Here is a 16136-nt window from a genome sequence, read left to right as displayed (position 1 = left end):
TTTACTGGTCCTCGCCAAGAAGCTTGTACTTGGCGGCCTCACGCGCCTCCGCCGGAAGCGTGCGGTATTCTCCCCACAGTTTCTCAAGGGCGCTGTAGGTGCGGCGGTCCGCCTCGATCCACTGCGCCAGGACCTTGCGTTCGATAGGACCAAGGACTTCCACACGCTTGAGCCAGGCCGCCAGATCGGCTTCGCCGCCGCGGTTACCTACTCGGCAGCGGTTGCACTCCGTGACCAACTGGATTTCCGTGCCGCCGTCGGGCAACTTCACCTGACGGCGGGCGATGTCGAGCTGAGCACTCGTCCGGCCGTCGCCATAGCTCTCGCCAGGTCCCACCCCGCAGCTCCGGCACGAGTAACCGTCTGCCTTCATGACATCGGCCCGTTGAGTGGCGGTCAAGGTGCTGTTCGGCTTCGCCTTGCCCTTGCCCGGCTCCCAGACAGGCTCGCCCTGCTTCACGAAGCGCTGTTCGTTGCTGTTGAGGCTTGGGTCGCTCCGGCTGTTGAGGATCTCCCAACCGGCGTCGCGCAGGTCACGCATGCGCCGGTCAATCTGTGCGACCCCGGGAAACGCTTCCTGCAGCGCCGCCTTCGTGAAGCAGTTGCCTTCACCCACCACTTCTACGAGCCATCGGGCCACACGGATCTTGCTGCCGTACGACGTGTCCTGCCAAGACGGTACGTCCATGACACCCCAGCCTTCTCGTAAATCCGCCAACTTCCCGCTGCCTGGCCGCAGCAGCCAGCGAGTCCATTCATGTCACCGCTTCGGGACCGGCATTGCGAGCAGTTGCCGCTGTTGCGCCGCGAAATGCAACGAAGCGACCTAGGCTGGGGAAGCGGTGCTATGACAGCGAAGGCGGGGGATATGGCACAGCAAGTGCGTCGTCTGGCAGCGATTGATCCGTCTCTGCCAGCAGGGCAGCAGCGGCTGGCAGAGGCCCTCCGGTCACTGCGCTTACGACTGACACCAGGCCTGGGAACGTTCGCACTCATCGCCGAGCAGGCCGCCAAGGATTGCGGACGCGAAGCCCTGAGCAGGGCTACTGTCTCTCGCTACTTCAGCGGCAAACTCGTAGCTCCCAGCTGGTTCATTTCCTGGCTGCACGACCAGGCACAGCTCAACAGCGGAGCCATGCAGCACGTCCCCGGGCTTGAGGAACTGCTTCTGCTGCAAAGGGAAGCAAATGAACCAACCGACTGCTCTCGGTGCAACAGACTCATCAGGCAACTCAGCAGTAGCGAGGCTGAGCTTCTGACCGTCAGGAGCCGGAGCTGGCAGCTTGAAAGGATCCTCGCCGCGCGCCTGGATGCGGCCGGGCCAGCGGGACTTACAGCCGGCTCTCGCAGGCGTTCGTCGGCACAGCCCTGGCCCCTGCATCCCCTGCCGGTCCCCCGCCGCATGGAGGACCGGCAGAAAGAATTGAGCGACATTCAGGCAGCGAGGGCAGCCACGGACCACATCGCCTCCTTGGCTAGCAAGCAGGACCTTCATGGGCAGACCGCTGCCGTCCAGAACGCCATCGCGGCTTTACCGCCCTCCGGCTTGGCCGTCATTGTGGTCAGCCTGCGTGGACGTCAGGTCAGGGAAACTGCCGAGACGTTGCTGCAAGTGTGTGCACGAGAGTTGCCAGCCCGCGGCGTGATGGAGCTTGCTGCGAGCCTGCTGCAGCGCGGCCTCGCAGCCGATGCGGAAGAGCTCCTCCGCTCCGCAACCAGATGACACTGCACTCTGGGCCGGCCTGCTGCTAACCCTCCTCGAAGACAGGACAAGCGTAGGCTCAGCACCGTTTCAGCCCAGGTAAGGAGAAAACAGAAATGGCCGGCGTTCCGAGCAGTGTGGTGGCGGCGAGTGGGCTCGTGGGGGGTTATGGGGTGGCTCGGTGGACGAAGAAGCGGCCGTTGGGGGGTGTGGCGCTGGCTGCGGCGGGGGCGGTGGCGGCGCGGGAGTGGCAGCGGAAGGCCGGGGGCAAGACGGCGGCGGCGTTGAGTGGGGCCTATGTGGCGGCGTTTGTGGGGTCGCATCCGTTGGCCAAGAAGATCGGGGCCTGGCCTTCGGTGTTCGCGGTGGCCGGTGGGGTGGCGCTGGCGTCCTGGGCGGTGGTGGACCGGCGGGGGTAGCCCCAACGCGCAGCACGCAGCACGCGTCACGCATCACTCAGCACGCGTCACGCAGCACGCAGCACGCGTCACGCAGCACGCAGCACGCAGCACGCAGCACGCAGCACGCAGTAAGCATCACGCGTCACACGTCACGCAGTAAGGCATCACGCGGTCCGCAGCACGCATCACCCCGTACATATCGCGGACCGCGGCAGGTGTACGGAAGAAGCGGGGCCCCGGGGTCCCGCTTCTTCCGTGTGGTGGGCAGTTCAGCCCTGGCCTGGGTCAGGCCGATGCCTCGGTCAGGAGGGTGAGTTCGGGGTCCGTGAGGGTCAGGCCGGTGACGGCCAGGAGGGGGGCGAGCTGGGCGGTCGTGCGGGCGCTGGCGATCGGGGCGGCGACCGTGGGCTGGGCGACGAGCCAGGCCAGCGCGACGGTGGCGAGCTCGGCACCGTGGGCGGCGGCGATCGCGTCGAGGGCCGCCAGGACGCGCGGACCGCGGTCGGTGGACAGGTACTGCGCGGCCTTCGCGGACCGGGCGCTGTCGACCTCGGCACCCGGCCGGTACTTGCCGGTCAGGAAGCCGGAGGCCAGCGCGTAGTACGGGACCGCGGAGACGCCGTGGCGGGCGGCCACCTCGGCGAGTTCCCCCTCGTACGTGTCGCGGGAGACCAGGTTGTAGTGCGGCTGCAGGGCCACGTAACGGGCCACGCCCTCGCGGTCGGAGAAGGCGAGGGACTCCTCCAGGCGCCGCGCGGAGATGTTGGAGGCACCGATCTCGCGGACCTTGCCGGCCCGGACGAGGTCGTCCAGGGCGGTCAGGAACTCGCCGACCTCGACCGACTCGTCGTCGTAGTGGGTGTAGTAGAGGTCGATGTAATCCGTGCGGAGACGGGTGAGGGACTTCTCGACCGCGGACTTGATGGTGGCGGCGGAGAGGCCCTTGTAGTCGGGGTGCGCACCGACCTTGGTGGCGATCACGATGTCGTCGCGATTGCCGCGGGAGGCGAGCCAGTTGCCGAGGACGGTCTCGGACTCGCCGCCCTTGTTGCCGGGCACCCAGGCCGAGTACACGTCGGCGGTGTCGATGAAGTTGCCGCCGCCCGCCACGTACGCGTCGAGGACGGCGAACGACTCGGCCTCGTCGGCGGTCCAGCCGAAGACGTTGCCCCCGAGGGAGAGGGGGGAGACGGACAGCGAGCCCAGGGCCCTGGGGGTAGGGGAGTTGTTGCTTGTCGCGCTCATGGCGGCGGCAGCGTCGCGGGGCGGGTGGTTATTCCCTCGTGCGGCGGTCGCCGCCGCGCGCGGGCCCGCCCCGCCCCGCCCCTCTTCGTCAGACGTCGACGCCGTGGTCGCGCAGCCAGGGCATCGGGTCTATCGGGTCGCCGGCACCGGGGCGTACCTCCAGGTGGAGGTGGGGACCGGTGACGTTGCCCGTGGCGCCGACCCGGCCGATGACGTCGCCGGTGTTGACCTTGCCCGAGGTCTTGACCATCGAGGAGAGGTGGCAGAACCAGAGCTCGGTGCCGTCGTCGAGGGTCAGGACGATGCGGTAGCCGTACGAACCGGCCCAGCCGGCCTGGGTGATGGTGCCGGAGTGCACCGCCTTGACGGGCGTGCCGGTCGGGGCGGCGAAGTCCTGGCCGGTGTGGTCCGCGACCCAGCGGTCCCCGGCCTGGCCGAAGCCCGCGGTGAGGGTGTACGAGGAGACCGGGGTGATGAAGCTCTGTGCCAGTTTGGCGAGGCGTTCGGCCTCCGCCTTCCGGCGGGCCGCCTCCTCGGCCTTGCGCCGGGCCTCGGCCGCTGCCTCCTTCTTGGCGGCCTCGGCCTTCTCGGCGGCCTTCAGGTCCGCGGCCGCGTCCGTCGTGGCCTGCTTGATCGCGGCCTGCTCGGCGGCCTCGCGGGCCTCCTGTTCGCTGGCGCCCTGCTGGGCATCGGCCTGCTGGAGGATACGGCTGCGCAGCGCCTCACCGGCGTTCCCGCCCGAGCCGGTGTCCGTGACCGTACGTGCACCGGTGTCCGTGTCCTGGCCGGTGGTCGCCGGCGAGCCCGTCCCGGCGGGCTGGGCGAGCGGGTCGACGGGAGCGGAGGCCGAGGCGGAGGCGGTGTCCGAGCCGCCGTCGGATATCAGGTCGCCGACGCCGGGCAGGGAGGCGGCGTCCGGAAGGTGGTCGGAGACGGCGTCGGCCACTCCGCCGAGGTCGGGCATCGAGATGGGCACCGGCGGCTTGCCCTCGGCCGTGGCCATTCCGCCCGCGCCGACCGCCGCGATGACGCCGACGCCGAGGACCGTGCCGCCGCGGGCGAGTCCGCCGGCGCGCTGCTTGGCCACCCGGTGCTTGCCGCGGACCGGGCGGACGGACTCCTCGGTGGGGTTCCATTCCTCCCACGGACCGTCAGGGGCCGGTGCGGCGAAGCCCGCATCCGTCCCTGTGGCGGTGCGGGCGGCGAAGCCGGTGTCGCCGGGACCGGCGAAGGAGCCCGGGCCGTACGGGGCGCCGGGGCCCCGGTCGTCGGACTCGTAGGCGGACGGAACCTCGGGAACGGGCCTGTTGGACGCCACGGGGGCGCACTCCTTTCCTTCCTTCTCGCCTACCGGGTTAGCTGACGGGTTCGGAGCAGGAAGGTCTCCTACGGGCACGCTCTGGCGGAGGCGTCCGATTCACCCCAAGGTGGTGGTTCCCCGGTTCCCTTGGTGCAGTTCGAGGTGCTGGAGGTGCGTGAAAAGCGCGTGCGGGATTCGGCGTCGGCGCGCGGTGCCGCCTCTTGCGGCGGCTGGGACGACCGCGCTGCGTTATCGGACAGTAATAGAGATCGCGGCCGTTTTCCAAGCCTTCCCCGGAATCCATATGCCGCGCGCACCAGCTTTGGCGTGGTCTTTTCCGGTCACCATGGCCATAAATGGGGCGAGTTGACCCCACCGCCCCGCGCCGGATCTAAACGATCTTTCGATGATTGTGCGTCAGTTGTTATGCGGAGGGGTGCCTGGCCATTACGGAACGTGAAGACAGTAACGTCGGATCATGGTCGTCAACGCCGAGCGCCCCGGACACCTCGAACCCGCCCGCACCAGCGGTCCCGGCCGTCACGGCCGCCCCGGCCGCCCCGGCCACGGCGGTGTCACGACCGGCAGCGCCCACGACGTGGCGCGGCGGTACCAGGCGTTCTCCTGGCGCGAGGCGCGCGGGCGGTCCGACGCCCATGAGGAGCTGTCCGCACGGATCGGCCAGGACCAGGAGTTGTGCGAGCTGCTGGCGGGTTCGCTGCCGGCCGGCGACAAACAGCAGCCCCAGCTCCTGCTCGCCGCCGTCCGCCATCTCGACGGCCCGCACGCGGAGCAGGGCCCGCGCGGCGCGGCGGCGTACGGGCGCTGGCGCGAATGGACGATCCGGCACTGGGACCAGGTGCGGGACGTGGTCCTGCGCCGCGGCACCCAGACCAACGAGCCGGCCCGCTGCGCCACGCTGTTGCCGCTGCTCGCCCGGCTGCCCCAGCCCCTGGCCCTGCTGGAGGTCGGCACCTCGGCCGGGCTGTGTCTGCACCCGGACCGGTATCGCTACGCGTACGAGTACGAGTACGGGTACGCGGGCGAGCCGGCCCCCGGCCACCCGGGCGGGCGCGAACCGGGAGCGCACCGCCCGGCCGTCGAAGTGGGCGCGGCCGACAGCCCGGTGGTCTTCCCCTGCCAGGTGCCGGCGCCGCCGCCGGCAGGGCAGGGGGCGCGCGGGCCGCAGCTCCCCACCCGGCTCCCCGAGGTCGTCTGGCGGGCCGGGATCGATCTCGAACCGCTCGACCCGGTCGCCGAGCCGGACGACCTGCGCTGGCTGCAGTCGCTCGTATGGCCCGGCGACGAGGCGCGGGCGGCCCGGCTGTCCGCGGCCGTCGAGGCGGTGCGGGCGGCGCCGCGGCCGCGGATCGTCCGCGGGGACCTGATCGACGAACTGCCCGCGCTGGCGGCCGAGGCGCCGGCCGGGGCCACGCTGGTCGTGTTCCACACCTCCGTGCTGAGCTACCTGCCGCCGGCCCGGCGCGAGGAGTTCGCCCGGCTCGTACGGTCGGTCCTCGACGGGCGGGACGGCGGCGGGCACTGGATCTCCCAGGAGCACCACTCCGTGCTGCCGTGGCTTCCGCTGCCCGCGCACCACACCCCGCGCCCGGACGACCCGTTGCAGCTGACCCTCGCCCTGGACGGCCACCCGGTCGCGCTCACCGGCCCGCACGGGCAGAGCTTCCGCCCGCTGTAGGGCACGCCGCCCCGGGCCGGCCGGCCTCACTCCCCCATGGGCCGCTGCAGCGCCAACAGGGCCATGTCGTCCGCCGGGGCCCCGCCCGCGTGCCGGGAGACGTCCTCGATGAGGGCGTCCAGGAGGCTCGCGGGGCCCGGGAAGCGCCGGCCGCGGAGCTTGTCGGCCGGGTCGTAGAAGCGGCCGCGCAGGTCGCGGGCCTCGGTCACGCCGTCGGTGAAGAACAGGAGCAGCGACCCGGCCGGGAAGAACGACTCGTCGGAACGGTCCGGCCAGCTCGCCACCTCGCTCATCCCCAGCGGCAGCGCCGGCACGGCGGGCGTCAGCTCGCACAGTCCGCCGTCCGGGCCGAGCAGCAGGGGCGCCGGATGGCCCCGGTTGAGGATCCGCAGCACGGACCGCCCGCCGGCGGGGATCTCGGCCAGGACCGCGGTGGTGAAGCCCTCGCACTGGTCGAGCCCCGCGCGCCGCCCGCCCTCCCGTTGCAGCGCCCGTTCCAGCCGGCCGGCCACCGCCTCCAGGCTGGCCTCCTGTTCCGCCGCCTCCCGGAAGGCGCCGACGACGACCACGGCGGCCTCCACCGCCTCCAGGCCGTGGCCGCGGACATCGGCCACGATCAGCCGTACGCCGTGCGGGGTGTCCTGCACCGCGTACAGATCGCCGCCGATCCGGGCGTCCGCCCGCGCGCCCACGTAACGGGCGGCGACCGCGAGCCCGCCGAGCCGCTCGGGCGGCACCGGCAGCAGCGCCCGCTGCGCGGCCTCCGAGACGTCCCGTAGGGACGCCGGGTGGGCGTCGCTCATCCGGACGGCGCGGTGGACGGCGAGCGCCAGCAGGACGACCACGAAGACCGTCGCGATCTCGGTCACCGACTCGGGGGTGTCCTGGGCGGCGCTGCGGTACGTCACCACCAGCGACTCGCCGGCCAGGGCGGTCAGGGCGGCCAGGGCGGTGGCGGGCAGCGAGAAGAGCGGCGCCGCCACCAGCGGGGCGGCGGAGAAGAAGGGCGCGGCGGTGTAGCCGGGCGGCGTGGCCATGCCGAACGCGAGGCCACCGACGATCAGGACGGCGGGGAGCCAGCAGGCCGGGCTCCGGCCCAGCGGCGACGTCCGGGCCCGGCGCGCCCGCCGCTGCTCGTCGCCCGTGGAGGGCCCGTCGCCCTGCCGCATCCGCACCGGCCTCTTCCCGCTCCCGCCCGTCGCCGCACGAGCACCGGCATGCCGGACGCATGTCGACGTCACCTCGACGCCCCAAGGCTGTCCGCTCGGGGGGCGCACGGCGAATCCACGGGGGCCGGACGGGGCACCGCACAACGTTCCGCCAGGCCCGGACCGGGGCGGGCCGCTGTTCGGCCGTATCGGGGTGGTGGTGCGGGCCGGGAGCGTTCATGGTGAAGCTGAGCGCTCGTGCAGGCCCGGGCCGCGCCGCGGGGCTCCCGGTGTGGACCCGTCGAGGTGCGGCGGGCCGGGGTGGGGCGTGGTGGGCCGGTGACGACTGCCGGAGGTTGCTGTGTCCTTGACCGAGAGTGCCCTGCTGACGGCGACGAACGGCCGGCTGGAGGAGGTGTTCCGTTCCAGTCCGGCCGGGGAGGTGCCCCGTGGTCCGATGGAGGGCACCGCGATCCTGGCTGCCGGGACCCGCCTGGTACGACCGCTCGCGGCACTGGTGCGGCTGGCGGTGTGGCAGGGGAAGGTGTTCAGCCCCGAGAGCGGCTATCTGAGCAACCGGGTGGGGCCGTTCGAGACGCTGGCGGTGCTGGCCACGGTGGCCCCGGGCCCGAGCCTGCTGGACGAGCGGGCGTGCCTCGTCATCGACTACTCGCGCACGTCCCTGGTCGCCCGCGGGATTCGCGACGAGATCCGCCAGGTGGGCCCGGGCCTGTACCTGGGCCTGGTCTGGCTGTTCGGCAGGTCGAGGGCCGGCTGGTTCACCCTCCGCACACCGGAGAACGACGGCGGTACGGGCCGCGACCGGGCACAGCCGGAACGATGACCCGTCCGGCCCGCGGCCGGCGCAGGGCGGCGTGCTCCCCGCCGTGGAACAGGTGCAGGGCGAACGGGCGCCTCGCGGAGGGCGAGGGCCACTTCGGGCTCGACAAGCTCAACGGAACTTCGGGACAGGGGACGTTTCATCGGAAAGCGAAGCCCGTCAAGATAGCGTGGTGACTGGTGACTGTTCAGTCATGAAGCCTCGGCCGGGAGCGTAATGCGCTCCCGGCCGGCTTTCTCTCGGCTCGCGAGAAGCAAGGACGGCATGTCTCTGAAATTCACTCGGTGCTCCTTCCGATACAGCCGGAAGGTTCCCGTCCTCAACAGGCTCGATCTCTCCATCGGACACAGATCCACGGTCCTCCTCGGGCCGAACGGGGCGGGGAAATCAACCCTCCTGGGCATCGCCGCCTCATGGATCTCACCGAGTGAGGGCACCGTCACCTGGCGGGGAACCGATCCTTCTCAGCCGAAATCGCAGGCGGCTTACCGGAAGGCGGTGGGCTGGCTCCCTCAGAACGTCAAACCCATGCCCGGACTCACGTTACGTGAGAACGTCGCCTACATCGGCTGGTTGAAAGGGATGGCCCGCTCCGATGCCTGGGATCAGTCACGCGATGCCCTGGAGCGCGTCAAGCTGGGCAGCCTTGCCGACCGGAAGAGCCATCAACTCTCCGGTGGCCAGCTGCGACGCATGGGTATAGCCGGAACGCTCGTCCACAGCAGCGAAATCGTGCTGCTTGATGAACCGACGGCGGGCCTCGACCCCTCGCAACGGCAGATCTTCCGCGACCTCGTCACCAACCTGCTGTCCGACATCCAGGTGGTGGTGTCGACCCACCAGACCGAGGACCTCGACGCCCTCTACGACCATGTCGTCATCCTCGACAAGGGCCAGGTCCGCTTCGAGGGCGACACGCACGGTTTCCTGGCCGTCGCGCCGCAGGGGACTCCCGAGGGACGTCGGGCAGAGGGCGCCTACACCCAGCTGATCGCTCAGGAGGTGTGAGCCGTGCTGTGGCGTACGGTTCTCCGCTCCTCCTCCGCCACCTGGCTGGCTCCTCTGCTGGCCGCCTTCGTCGCCCTGCTCCTGTCGGACGACCTCACCGCCCAGGTGACCCACGGCTACTGGCCCAGCGCCCTGGGGGCCGCCACCTTCGCACTGCCCTTCGTCGCCCCCGCATGCGCCACCGCCGGCGCCTGGGAGGGGACACGCTTCACCCGCGGCAACGTGGCCGGCTGGGCACCGACCCGCTCGGCCATCGGCATCGCCCTGCCACTCCTGACGCCCGTCTTCGTACTGGGAGCGGTCGGCATGGCAGTCGCCGCCGCCCTGACCGTCTCCACGGGCCGGCCCGATGTCGGCACGCCGCCGATCGGCATGGTGCTCGTCTGGCTGGTCATCCTCGCCGCCCACTCCATGGCCGGCTTCCTGCTCGGCAAACGCCTTCCTCTGGTGATCGCCACACCTTTGGCGCTCGTCCTCAGCTTCGTCCTGACCGCCTACCCGGCCGCCATGGAACCGCTGTGGCTGCGCCACATGGTCGCCGGCGGCATGTCCTCGTGCTGCTCCCTCGACCAGGCCCCCGATTGGCGCGCCGCTGCCAGCGCCCTCGTACTGGCGCTCGGAGTGATCGGCGCATGCGCACTGGCCCTGACCGCACTGCACCAGCGGACGCGCGCCGTCCTGATCAGCACAGCGCTGGTGGTCGGCATGGCGGGCAGCGGTTGGCTCGCCTACGGGCTGCCCGCCGACCCCGTCACACCCCGTGCCGAGGAGCAGTTGCAATGCGCCGGGGACAACCCGCGCGTGTGCCTGTGGCCAGAGCTGTCCCGGCAAGCCGCCGTGATCCGCGAGAACGCCTCCGACGCCCGGCATCGTCTCCAGCGGGCCGGACTTGCCGTCCCCAAGACGCTCACCATGGCGGAACATTCAGGAGGCGGCGCCTTGTTCATCGGTACCTGGCCTGCCCCCAGCGCCTCAGAGGTGCGCGCAGGCGTGGGCACCGCCCTGTTGCCGACAGACCCCCCGGCCTGTGCCCAGTCCGGCAGCGACTTTCCCGGCGCTGACGCCTACGGCCCCACCGCGGCATGGCTCGCCCTGACCGCCGGAGCCGCATCTCAAGAGGCCGCCGGCCGTTACGGAGAGAAGGAAGCCGAAGTGGCGGCGCGCGTCCAGCAGTCCTCCCACAACGAGCAACTGGCCTGGTTCCGGCGCAACAGCAAGGCTCTGCGCGACTGCACGACCCGCCCCGCTCCAATCCCCTCAGCCCACGCCCGGGAGACATCGCAATGATCTGGTGGCTCAAGGCCAAGGGCGCCCCGGCCGTCGCAGCGGCCACACTCGCGGTATACGTCATGGCCATCGTCGTACGCGAGGAAGCCATCCCCGTACCTGCGGTCGTAGGCCCCTCAGGCCAGCTCCTGGTCACACAAATCCTCGGAGTGCTCCCGGTCGTCCTGCTCCTGCACGGCATCGACCGCGGCGACACCATCACCGAAGAGGTCGCACTGCGCCACACAGGCCGACGCAACCTTGCGCTCTGCTGCGCTTTCGCCCTTCTGACCCTGCTGCTGGCAGCCGGCGTCCAGCTCCTGTGGGACCGGCCGGAAGCTCTCTCCCTTGCCCGCAACTGCATCGGCCTCCTCGGAGCCGCGCTCATCGTCCGCGCTGTTCTGGGTGCCGGCGTCGCCTCGATCTGCGTCGCAGCGGTCCCCCTCGCCTGCGCCGCCGCCGGCCGCAGACCAGGAGGCTCACCGCAACCCTGGGCCTGGCCCATCCAGGAACCCACGTCTGGCCTGGGCGCCGCCGAGGCCAGCGTGCTCTTCGCAATCGGCTGCGCAGTCGTGCTCTGGAAGAGCCGCCCCCTGCTCAACCCGCTTGCCCGCACCACCTGACCGCGGCTTCGAACCTCGACCTCCGGCCGGAGAACCCACTCCGGTGCCGTGAGACTTCGCTGGCCAGCTGAGAGCACACAACGACGAGGGCCTCGACCAAGACCTGGACGGGGCCTTCGTTTTCCCTGCAGGGCAGTTGCGGAGGCTACGAAATTCAGGCTCGGATCGGATCCATGTCGGGGTAAGGGTCTTGTAGCCAGAGGCGAATTTTCTCCCAGCCGACACAGGGCCCCGCTCGGGGCACTCCGTCGGCTCCGCCCCCTCGCCCCCGACGCAGCTCGCACGCGCCCGTAGGGGAAAGCCCGTGGTGACCGCCATTGAGAAGCTGCACCGCCGGCGTGCGCAGGCCGCCGACTCGGGCACCACGGCCTTCACGTACGAGTGATAGCCAAGCAAGGCGCCATCCTGGAGACCCAGCGATTCGTAGCTTTCTGGGGTGACGGTCAAGTACGAGAGCCATGGGTTGCCTCTGGACGAGTATCAGCTTTCGCGGGCTGATCACCGTCGTCAGAGCGAGGCCGACGAGATAGCCGCCTGGGTGGAGCGGCAGGTCGCGAAAGCACCTCCCTGGACCGAGGAGCAGTACCAGCGGCTACAGGCGATGCTTGATAGCCACACTGCGCCACCGCCGTGGGAGTACTTGAGGTGGCGCGTGCGTTTTTACTGTGGGCACATTCAGGAGATCGAGCGGCACTGCCGCGATGCCCGCCCCGATAGGGACACGCAAGATACCCGATGCTCCGAGTGCGGCAAGGACCCTGCGGTGATTGTGGCCTTCGAGGTGATCGGGGCGGTGGCCGAGCCGCCGAAGGCTCCGAAGGCTCCGAAGGCTCCGAAGGCTCCGAAGGCTCCGAAGGCTCCGAAGCCAAACTCCCAGAGCACTGCGTCACGTCGCGGTCGCACAAGTCGCCGGACGAAGGCTGATCTGGAGGCAGAGAACTCAGCGCTCCGTGCCGAAGTCGAGCGTCTTCGCCGCAGTGACACCAAGTAGATACGGCACCCTCTGGGTCGGCTACGGAGCAGCGCGCCCCGTTGTGCGCTGGTCAACGGTCTTCGACCAGCATGTGCCAGCTGGGTGTGGCCAACGCGGTAGCGAGTAGATATCTGCTGGTGATCCAGTCGGTGCCGCCTCGGGCGACGGCCTGTCGTATGGCGGCGCTCTCGGCTGGACCGGGGACGGAGGGCCGATCCCTGCGGGCCCGCATGAAGTGCTTGAAGAGCTGGGGCAGTTGTTCGGGGCGCGTTCCGCTCTTCTCCTTGAGGGAGAAAAGCGGAAGGAACCAGGTCTCGAACGTTCGCTGGGTGGCGGCATTGGCGCGGTAGGCCCGGTACACCGCCTGGAGGTCGGCGGTGTGATCGTAGGGGAGGTGTCCGTGGAGGGCGTACTTCAGCCGGGTGCCGTGGTGTTCGCGGAAGTGCTGGCCGTGGGCGGCGATGTGGTTGGCGGCGTTCTGCGTGATCGTCATGACCGCCGTGTCCGCCTGGTGCCGGCGTGCCGCAGCGAGGACGGTGGCGTGGACGCCGACGCGGGGGTCCAGGACGAGGCCGGGAAGTCCGAGGGGTGCGAGGTCGATGCCGTGGTCGCGGGTTCGGGAGATGATCAGGCGGCGGCTGCTGATACTGCTGACCGTGTTCTGCAGGTGTTTGGGCTGGGCTCGGTGGCTGGAGTGGATGTCGGTCCGGTCCAGGACGGGGCGGTCCTTCGCGGGCTCGGCGACAAGGTGCTGTGCGGTGCGGTCGTGGATGTCGGTGCTGCCGCAGGCGCGGCAGGCATGGTTGCCGCGGCCGGTCATGTGGCGGCAGGACCGGCAAGTGGGGACGGTCTCGGGGCTGATCATGAGGGTGCCGGCGCGCAGGTTTTGCTCGATCATTTCCAGGGCCAGGGCGGCGACCTCGGGTTCGGTGTCGGTCATGGTCCCGGCTCCTGGTGGGGGATCGGGCGGGTACTTGGCGGCGATGAGGCGGGCCTCGAACTCCGTGCGGGTGACCGGTTCGCCGTCGGTGGCGCGGTGGCGTAAGTCGCCGTCCAGGGTGACCGTGTTCCACAGGTGGGGCGTGGGCGGTGAGCCGAGGATGGCGTTGAGTGCTGCGGCCAGGCGGACGCCGGCGGCTTTGCCGGGCTTGGTCTGGAAGGTGAAGGGGCCGTTCTGGACTGGGCCGTTGAGGAACAGAGGGTGCACGAGCCGCTCCTAGAGAGGCGGTGGGGTGGTCATTGCCGTTCTGGTGAATCGGTCGCCGTGCAGGGCGTAATGGAGGATCGCGGCGTTGGGCAGCTTGCCTTTGCGTTCCTCGGCGAGGATCTCCGGCAGGGGCAGGTCTTCGAGCAGGGCTCGGAGCGCTACCGCCGCGGTGTGGTGGGTGAAGGCGATGACCGCGCACGGTGTGCGCAGTGCGGCGCGGGCGAGTGCAGTGAAATCGGCGGCCCGCTGGGTGACACCTGTGGCGAGGGATTCGCCTCCGCCGGGTGCGGTCCAGATGTGCTTGCGCTGTCGGCGGTCCTCTGCGAGTTCGGGGTAGGTATCGTACAGCTCGCGCTTGGTCATGTAGGTGGCGTCGCCGTAGTGCTGTTCATCGAGGAGCGACGTCTGCTGGGGCCAGCCGGCCGGGAGCTTGGGCAGGGCGATGGCGGCGGTGTCGATTGCCCTGCGGTAGGTGGAGGTATAGACGCGGGGTTGGTGGTGGATGAGGTCTGGGAGCGTCTCGGCGAGCCACTGGGCCTGGCGGAAGCCGCGCGGGGTGAGGCCGACGAGGCTGCGGGAGATGTGATGGGCGGCGGCTCCGTTGTAGGGGGCGAGGGTCCTGGTAGAAGCCGAGGTACTTGTCGGCGTTCTCCACTGATTCGGCGTGCCGGATGATCAGGAGTGTCACGGGTCCGGCCCTATCCGGCGAGGCTGGCGACGTAGGAGTTGCTGACGGTCCAGGGCGTGAGCTCGATTCCGAAGCCGCTGCGTTCGCCGTCCTGGGTGTGGACGAGCTTGCCGGACAGGTGCACGGTGTCGCCCGACCGGAAGGCACCGGTGTAGGCGCCGAGGTACGAGCGCATGTGGGTGATCCGGCGAGCGAAGGAAGCGGGCTCGTCGACCGTCGAACTGAGGACGGTCTTCACCTTGATCTCGTAGACCGCCGGGGTGGCCAGGCCCTGGGCGTGGTCGGTGATCTCCGCCAGGACGGAGATTTCGCCGATCTCCTTGGAGGAGACACAGGCAAAGGTCTTGTCGCGGTCGGCGCGGATGGGCTCGCAGTTGATGTGCGCGCCGGCGTTCGGCGTCAGGCCCTGGAGCTTGCGGCGCTCCTGCTTGATGAGTGCGTCGAAGGAGCTGCCCTCCATGTACTTGGCCCGCCGGATGTAGAGGCGGGTCAGGTCGTCGCCGTCGTACGGCTTGATCAGCTGCTCGTGGTGGAACAGTGCATGGGCGGCCTCGTAGCCCTCGGGGCCGTAGCACACGAGGTCGATGTCGGAGCGCTCGTTGTGGCAGCCGACGAGGAAGGACCCGGTGACTCCGATCAGCCCTTGGGCGCCGTTGGCAGCGACCCACTCGGTGATCGCGAGGAGGTCCTTGCCTGCAGGACTGTCGGCGACGAGGCCGGGGTCCTCGTGGATGGCCACGAGGGCGTGGCGGCAGGAGTAGTGGACGACGATGTCGTCGCGTGGGATGCCGGTGATGACGCAGCCGAGGGTGTCGGAGTAGACGTAGCACTCCGGCCGGTTGGCGAGGATGCCGAAGGACTTCGAGACCACGCTGTTCTGCCGGTAGGTCTGGCCGAACAGACGCCGGTCGCCCTTGGCATCGGGGTGGTACTTCACATAGCCGAGGTAGTGGCTGCCCGGATGGCTGTCGCCGATGACCTTGAAGATGACCCCGTGGTGGTCCATCAGGTAGTCGCGGTCTCGGACTGCGGAGACTGGCCTACCGGTACTCGTCTGAGAACTGCGCCAGGGTGGGGAAGCTGCCGGTGTCGATGGTGCTGGACGACTCATACTGATCAAGTCCCATCGTGAAGAGGGCTCGGCGGTACTGCCACTTGATGTGCTTGTCGTGCCGTGCAGGGTCGGTGGGCCGCATGAGGGCGAGGAAGAAGAAGCACTTGACGAGCAGGAAGTCGCCCAGGTGCTCGCTCACAGGTCGGCCGATCAGGTCGACGGTGGTGTCGTCGAGGGTGCTGGTGTACGCGGTGCGCTGTGCAGGGCTGACGCTGTAGCCCTTGCCGCCTCCCTTGAAGGCCACGATGTCGAGTGCGGGATAGACGTCGTAGCCGAGCGGGACGGGGCCGTGGTGCTGCCAGTCGATGACGCCCTTGGCGAGGACGTTCGGGAGCCCGTAATCGAGGTGGCCGTGGACCATGGGCAGTGCCGCCGTCCGGTCGAGGGCCCGCTTGACCGCCTCGTGCACCCGCGGGGTATCGAGGTCCGGGTTCTCCTCGAATACGTTGGCGGCGAAGGCGGCTTTGTCGAACCATGGCGCCGCGGTCAGCGGGTGGGTTGCCTGGGCCCGCAGAAGCTGGGAGCCGACGGAGGCAGCCGTGCTGATCACCAGATCGCGCACTGCACCGTCACGCTGGGCGTCACTGAGAGCCTCGTCATGCAGGGAAGCGGTGCCGAGGGACCGTTCGATGACGAAGTGGCCTTCGTTCTCTTTTCCACTGTCGATGATTTCCGGAACGGGGTACCCGAGACCAGCGGCGAGGTGCTGAAACTCGATCTCCGCACATAGATCCTCGCCTCCAGTTCGCTTGTAAAAAAGGCCGTCAGCCGACCTCCACACCGCGCCCTGCGTGGCCGTCCTGTCCTTGACGAACTCCCAGTCGCTCATCTCTCCGTCCTTCCGTCGAAGCAGACCTCGGCTTGTTGCAGGATGAACGCCTTGATGCGCAGAGCCGAAACGGAACTCGCGGCGACGCCCAT

At 69.8% G+C, this 16136-nt stretch carries 16 protein-coding genes and 1 riboswitch; of the genes, 8 read left to right on the top strand and 8 right to left on the bottom strand.

Annotation, left to right across the window (positions count from 1 at the left end):
- Position 1: 1 nt before the first annotated feature.
- Positions 2 to 688, bottom strand: coding sequence for a hypothetical protein (locus tag AB0G35_RS29915; RefSeq protein ID WP_360955964.1), 687 nt, complete (start codon positions 686 to 688; stop codon positions 2 to 4).
- A gap of 180 nt (positions 689 to 868) precedes the next feature.
- Between AB0G35_RS29915 and AB0G35_RS29910 the strand changes: the two genes are divergently transcribed.
- Together AB0G35_RS29910 and AB0G35_RS29905 are read left to right on the top strand one after the other, a co-directional pair.
- Positions 869 to 1723, top strand: coding sequence for a hypothetical protein (locus AB0G35_RS29910; protein ID WP_360955962.1), 855 nt, complete (start codon positions 869 to 871; stop codon positions 1721 to 1723).
- Positions 1724 to 1818: 95 nt separating this feature from the next.
- The gene (locus tag AB0G35_RS29905) at positions 1819 to 2121 is read left to right on the top strand and encodes a hypothetical protein (protein WP_360955960.1); all 303 of its coding nucleotides are present in this window, start codon (positions 1819 to 1821) and stop codon (positions 2119 to 2121) included.
- Between the two features lie 267 nt (positions 2122 to 2388).
- On the opposite strand, the gene AB0G35_RS29900 is transcribed toward AB0G35_RS29905, so the two are convergent.
- Positions 2389 to 3348, bottom strand: coding sequence for an aldo/keto reductase (locus tag AB0G35_RS29900; protein WP_360955958.1), 960 nt, complete (start codon positions 3346 to 3348; stop codon positions 2389 to 2391).
- Positions 3349 to 3436: 88 nt separating this feature from the next.
- Complete coding sequence (locus AB0G35_RS29895) at positions 3437 to 4666, bottom strand: M23 family metallopeptidase (protein WP_360955956.1); 1230 nt, start codon at positions 4664 to 4666, stop codon at positions 3437 to 3439.
- An 11-nt stretch (positions 4667 to 4677) separates the two neighbouring features.
- A riboswitch (cyclic di-AMP (ydaO/yuaA leader) is annotated at positions 4678 to 4832 on the bottom strand.
- 294 nt (positions 4833 to 5126) lie between these two features.
- Here AB0G35_RS29895 and AB0G35_RS29890 point away from each other — a divergent pair.
- Positions 5127 to 6347 (top strand): DUF2332 domain-containing protein, encoded by a 1221-nt coding sequence (locus AB0G35_RS29890; RefSeq protein ID WP_360955954.1) that lies wholly within the window; start codon positions 5127 to 5129, stop codon positions 6345 to 6347.
- A 26-nt stretch (positions 6348 to 6373) separates the two neighbouring features.
- Here the strand turns inward: AB0G35_RS29890 and AB0G35_RS29885 are convergent, their stop codons facing one another.
- Positions 6374 to 7516: a PP2C family protein-serine/threonine phosphatase gene (locus AB0G35_RS29885; RefSeq protein ID WP_360955952.1), complete on the bottom strand. Its 1143-nt coding sequence runs from the start codon at positions 7514 to 7516 to the stop codon at positions 6374 to 6376.
- Positions 7517 to 7856: 340 nt separating this feature from the next.
- Here AB0G35_RS29885 and AB0G35_RS29880 point away from each other — a divergent pair, with 340 nt between their 5' ends.
- From AB0G35_RS29880 to AB0G35_RS29860, 5 genes are all read left to right on the top strand, one after another.
- Complete coding sequence (locus tag AB0G35_RS29880) at positions 7857 to 8339, top strand: hypothetical protein (RefSeq protein ID WP_360955950.1); 483 nt, start codon at positions 7857 to 7859, stop codon at positions 8337 to 8339.
- 261 nt (positions 8340 to 8600) lie between these two features.
- On the top strand, positions 8601 to 9344 hold the full coding sequence (locus AB0G35_RS29875) for an ATP-binding cassette domain-containing protein (protein ID WP_360955948.1): 744 nt from the start codon (positions 8601 to 8603) through the stop codon (positions 9342 to 9344).
- Between the two features lie 3 nt (positions 9345 to 9347).
- Positions 9348 to 10631, top strand: a complete 1284-nt coding sequence (locus AB0G35_RS29870; RefSeq protein WP_360955946.1) for a hypothetical protein — start codon at positions 9348 to 9350, stop codon at positions 10629 to 10631.
- A complete protein-coding gene (locus tag AB0G35_RS29865; protein WP_051798922.1) occupies positions 10628 to 11233 on the top strand; it encodes a hypothetical protein in 606 nt (201 codons plus the stop codon). Before AB0G35_RS29870 ends, AB0G35_RS29865 begins: the two co-directional genes overlap by 4 nt.
- A 436-nt stretch (positions 11234 to 11669) precedes the next feature.
- Positions 11670 to 12224: a hypothetical protein gene (locus tag AB0G35_RS29860; RefSeq protein WP_360955944.1), complete on the top strand. Its 555-nt coding sequence runs from the start codon at positions 11670 to 11672 to the stop codon at positions 12222 to 12224.
- Between the two features lie 52 nt (positions 12225 to 12276).
- Here AB0G35_RS29860 and AB0G35_RS29855 read toward each other — a convergent pair whose 3' ends face one another.
- The 4 genes from AB0G35_RS29855 to AB0G35_RS29840 all read right to left on the bottom strand — a co-directional run bounded on the left by AB0G35_RS29855 (position 12277) and on the right by AB0G35_RS29840 (position 16044).
- A complete protein-coding gene (locus AB0G35_RS29855) occupies positions 12277 to 13413 on the bottom strand; it encodes a hypothetical protein (protein ID WP_360955942.1) in 1137 nt (378 codons plus the stop codon).
- A gap of 9 nt (positions 13414 to 13422) precedes the next feature.
- Complete coding sequence (locus tag AB0G35_RS29850) at positions 13423 to 13995, bottom strand: histidine phosphatase family protein (RefSeq protein ID WP_360955993.1); 573 nt, start codon at positions 13993 to 13995, stop codon at positions 13423 to 13425.
- A gap of 116 nt (positions 13996 to 14111) precedes the next feature.
- Positions 14112 to 15107, bottom strand: coding sequence for a nucleotidyltransferase domain-containing protein (locus tag AB0G35_RS29845; RefSeq protein ID WP_360955940.1), 996 nt, complete (start codon positions 15105 to 15107; stop codon positions 14112 to 14114).
- A gap of 34 nt (positions 15108 to 15141) precedes the next feature.
- Complete coding sequence (locus AB0G35_RS29840; RefSeq protein WP_360955938.1) at positions 15142 to 16044, bottom strand: phosphotransferase; 903 nt, start codon at positions 16042 to 16044, stop codon at positions 15142 to 15144.
- Positions 16045 to 16136 lie beyond the last annotated feature (92 nt).

Source organism: Streptomyces sp. NPDC021749 (assembly GCF_040640655.1).
Taxonomy (GTDB): domain Bacteria; phylum Actinomycetota; class Actinomycetes; order Streptomycetales; family Streptomycetaceae; genus Streptomyces.
The sequence above is the reverse complement of the archived record's forward strand: the minus strand, read 5'-3'. Positions and strand labels throughout refer to the sequence as shown.

What these genes read in the sequence shown, in the direction of transcription:
- AB0G35_RS29915 (WP_360955964.1), bottom strand. Translation starts at nt 688, where the DNA reads ATGGACGTACCGTCTTGGCAGGACACGTCGTACGGCAGCAAGATCCGT.
- AB0G35_RS29910 (WP_360955962.1), top strand. Translation starts at nt 869, where the DNA reads ATGGCACAGCAAGTGCGTCGTCTGGCAGCGATTGATCCGTCTCTGCCA.
- AB0G35_RS29905 (WP_360955960.1), top strand. Translation starts at nt 1,819, where the DNA reads ATGGCCGGCGTTCCGAGCAGTGTGGTGGCGGCGAGTGGGCTCGTGGGG.
- AB0G35_RS29900 (WP_360955958.1), bottom strand. Translation starts at nt 3,348, where the DNA reads ATGAGCGCGACAAGCAACAACTCCCCTACCCCCAGGGCCCTGGGCTCG.
- AB0G35_RS29890 (WP_360955954.1), top strand. Translation starts at nt 5,127, where the DNA reads ATGGTCGTCAACGCCGAGCGCCCCGGACACCTCGAACCCGCCCGCACC.
- AB0G35_RS29885 (WP_360955952.1), bottom strand. Translation starts at nt 7,516, where the DNA reads ATGCGGCAGGGCGACGGGCCCTCCACGGGCGACGAGCAGCGGCGGGCG.
- AB0G35_RS29875 (WP_360955948.1), top strand. Translation starts at nt 8,601, where the DNA reads ATGTCTCTGAAATTCACTCGGTGCTCCTTCCGATACAGCCGGAAGGTT.
- AB0G35_RS29865 (WP_051798922.1), top strand. Translation starts at nt 10,628, where the DNA reads ATGATCTGGTGGCTCAAGGCCAAGGGCGCCCCGGCCGTCGCAGCGGCC.
- AB0G35_RS29845 (WP_360955940.1), bottom strand. Translation starts at nt 15,107, where the DNA reads ATGGACCACCACGGGGTCATCTTCAAGGTCATCGGCGACAGCCATCCG.
- AB0G35_RS29840 (WP_360955938.1), bottom strand. Translation starts at nt 16,044, where the DNA reads ATGAGCGACTGGGAGTTCGTCAAGGACAGGACGGCCACGCAGGGCGCG.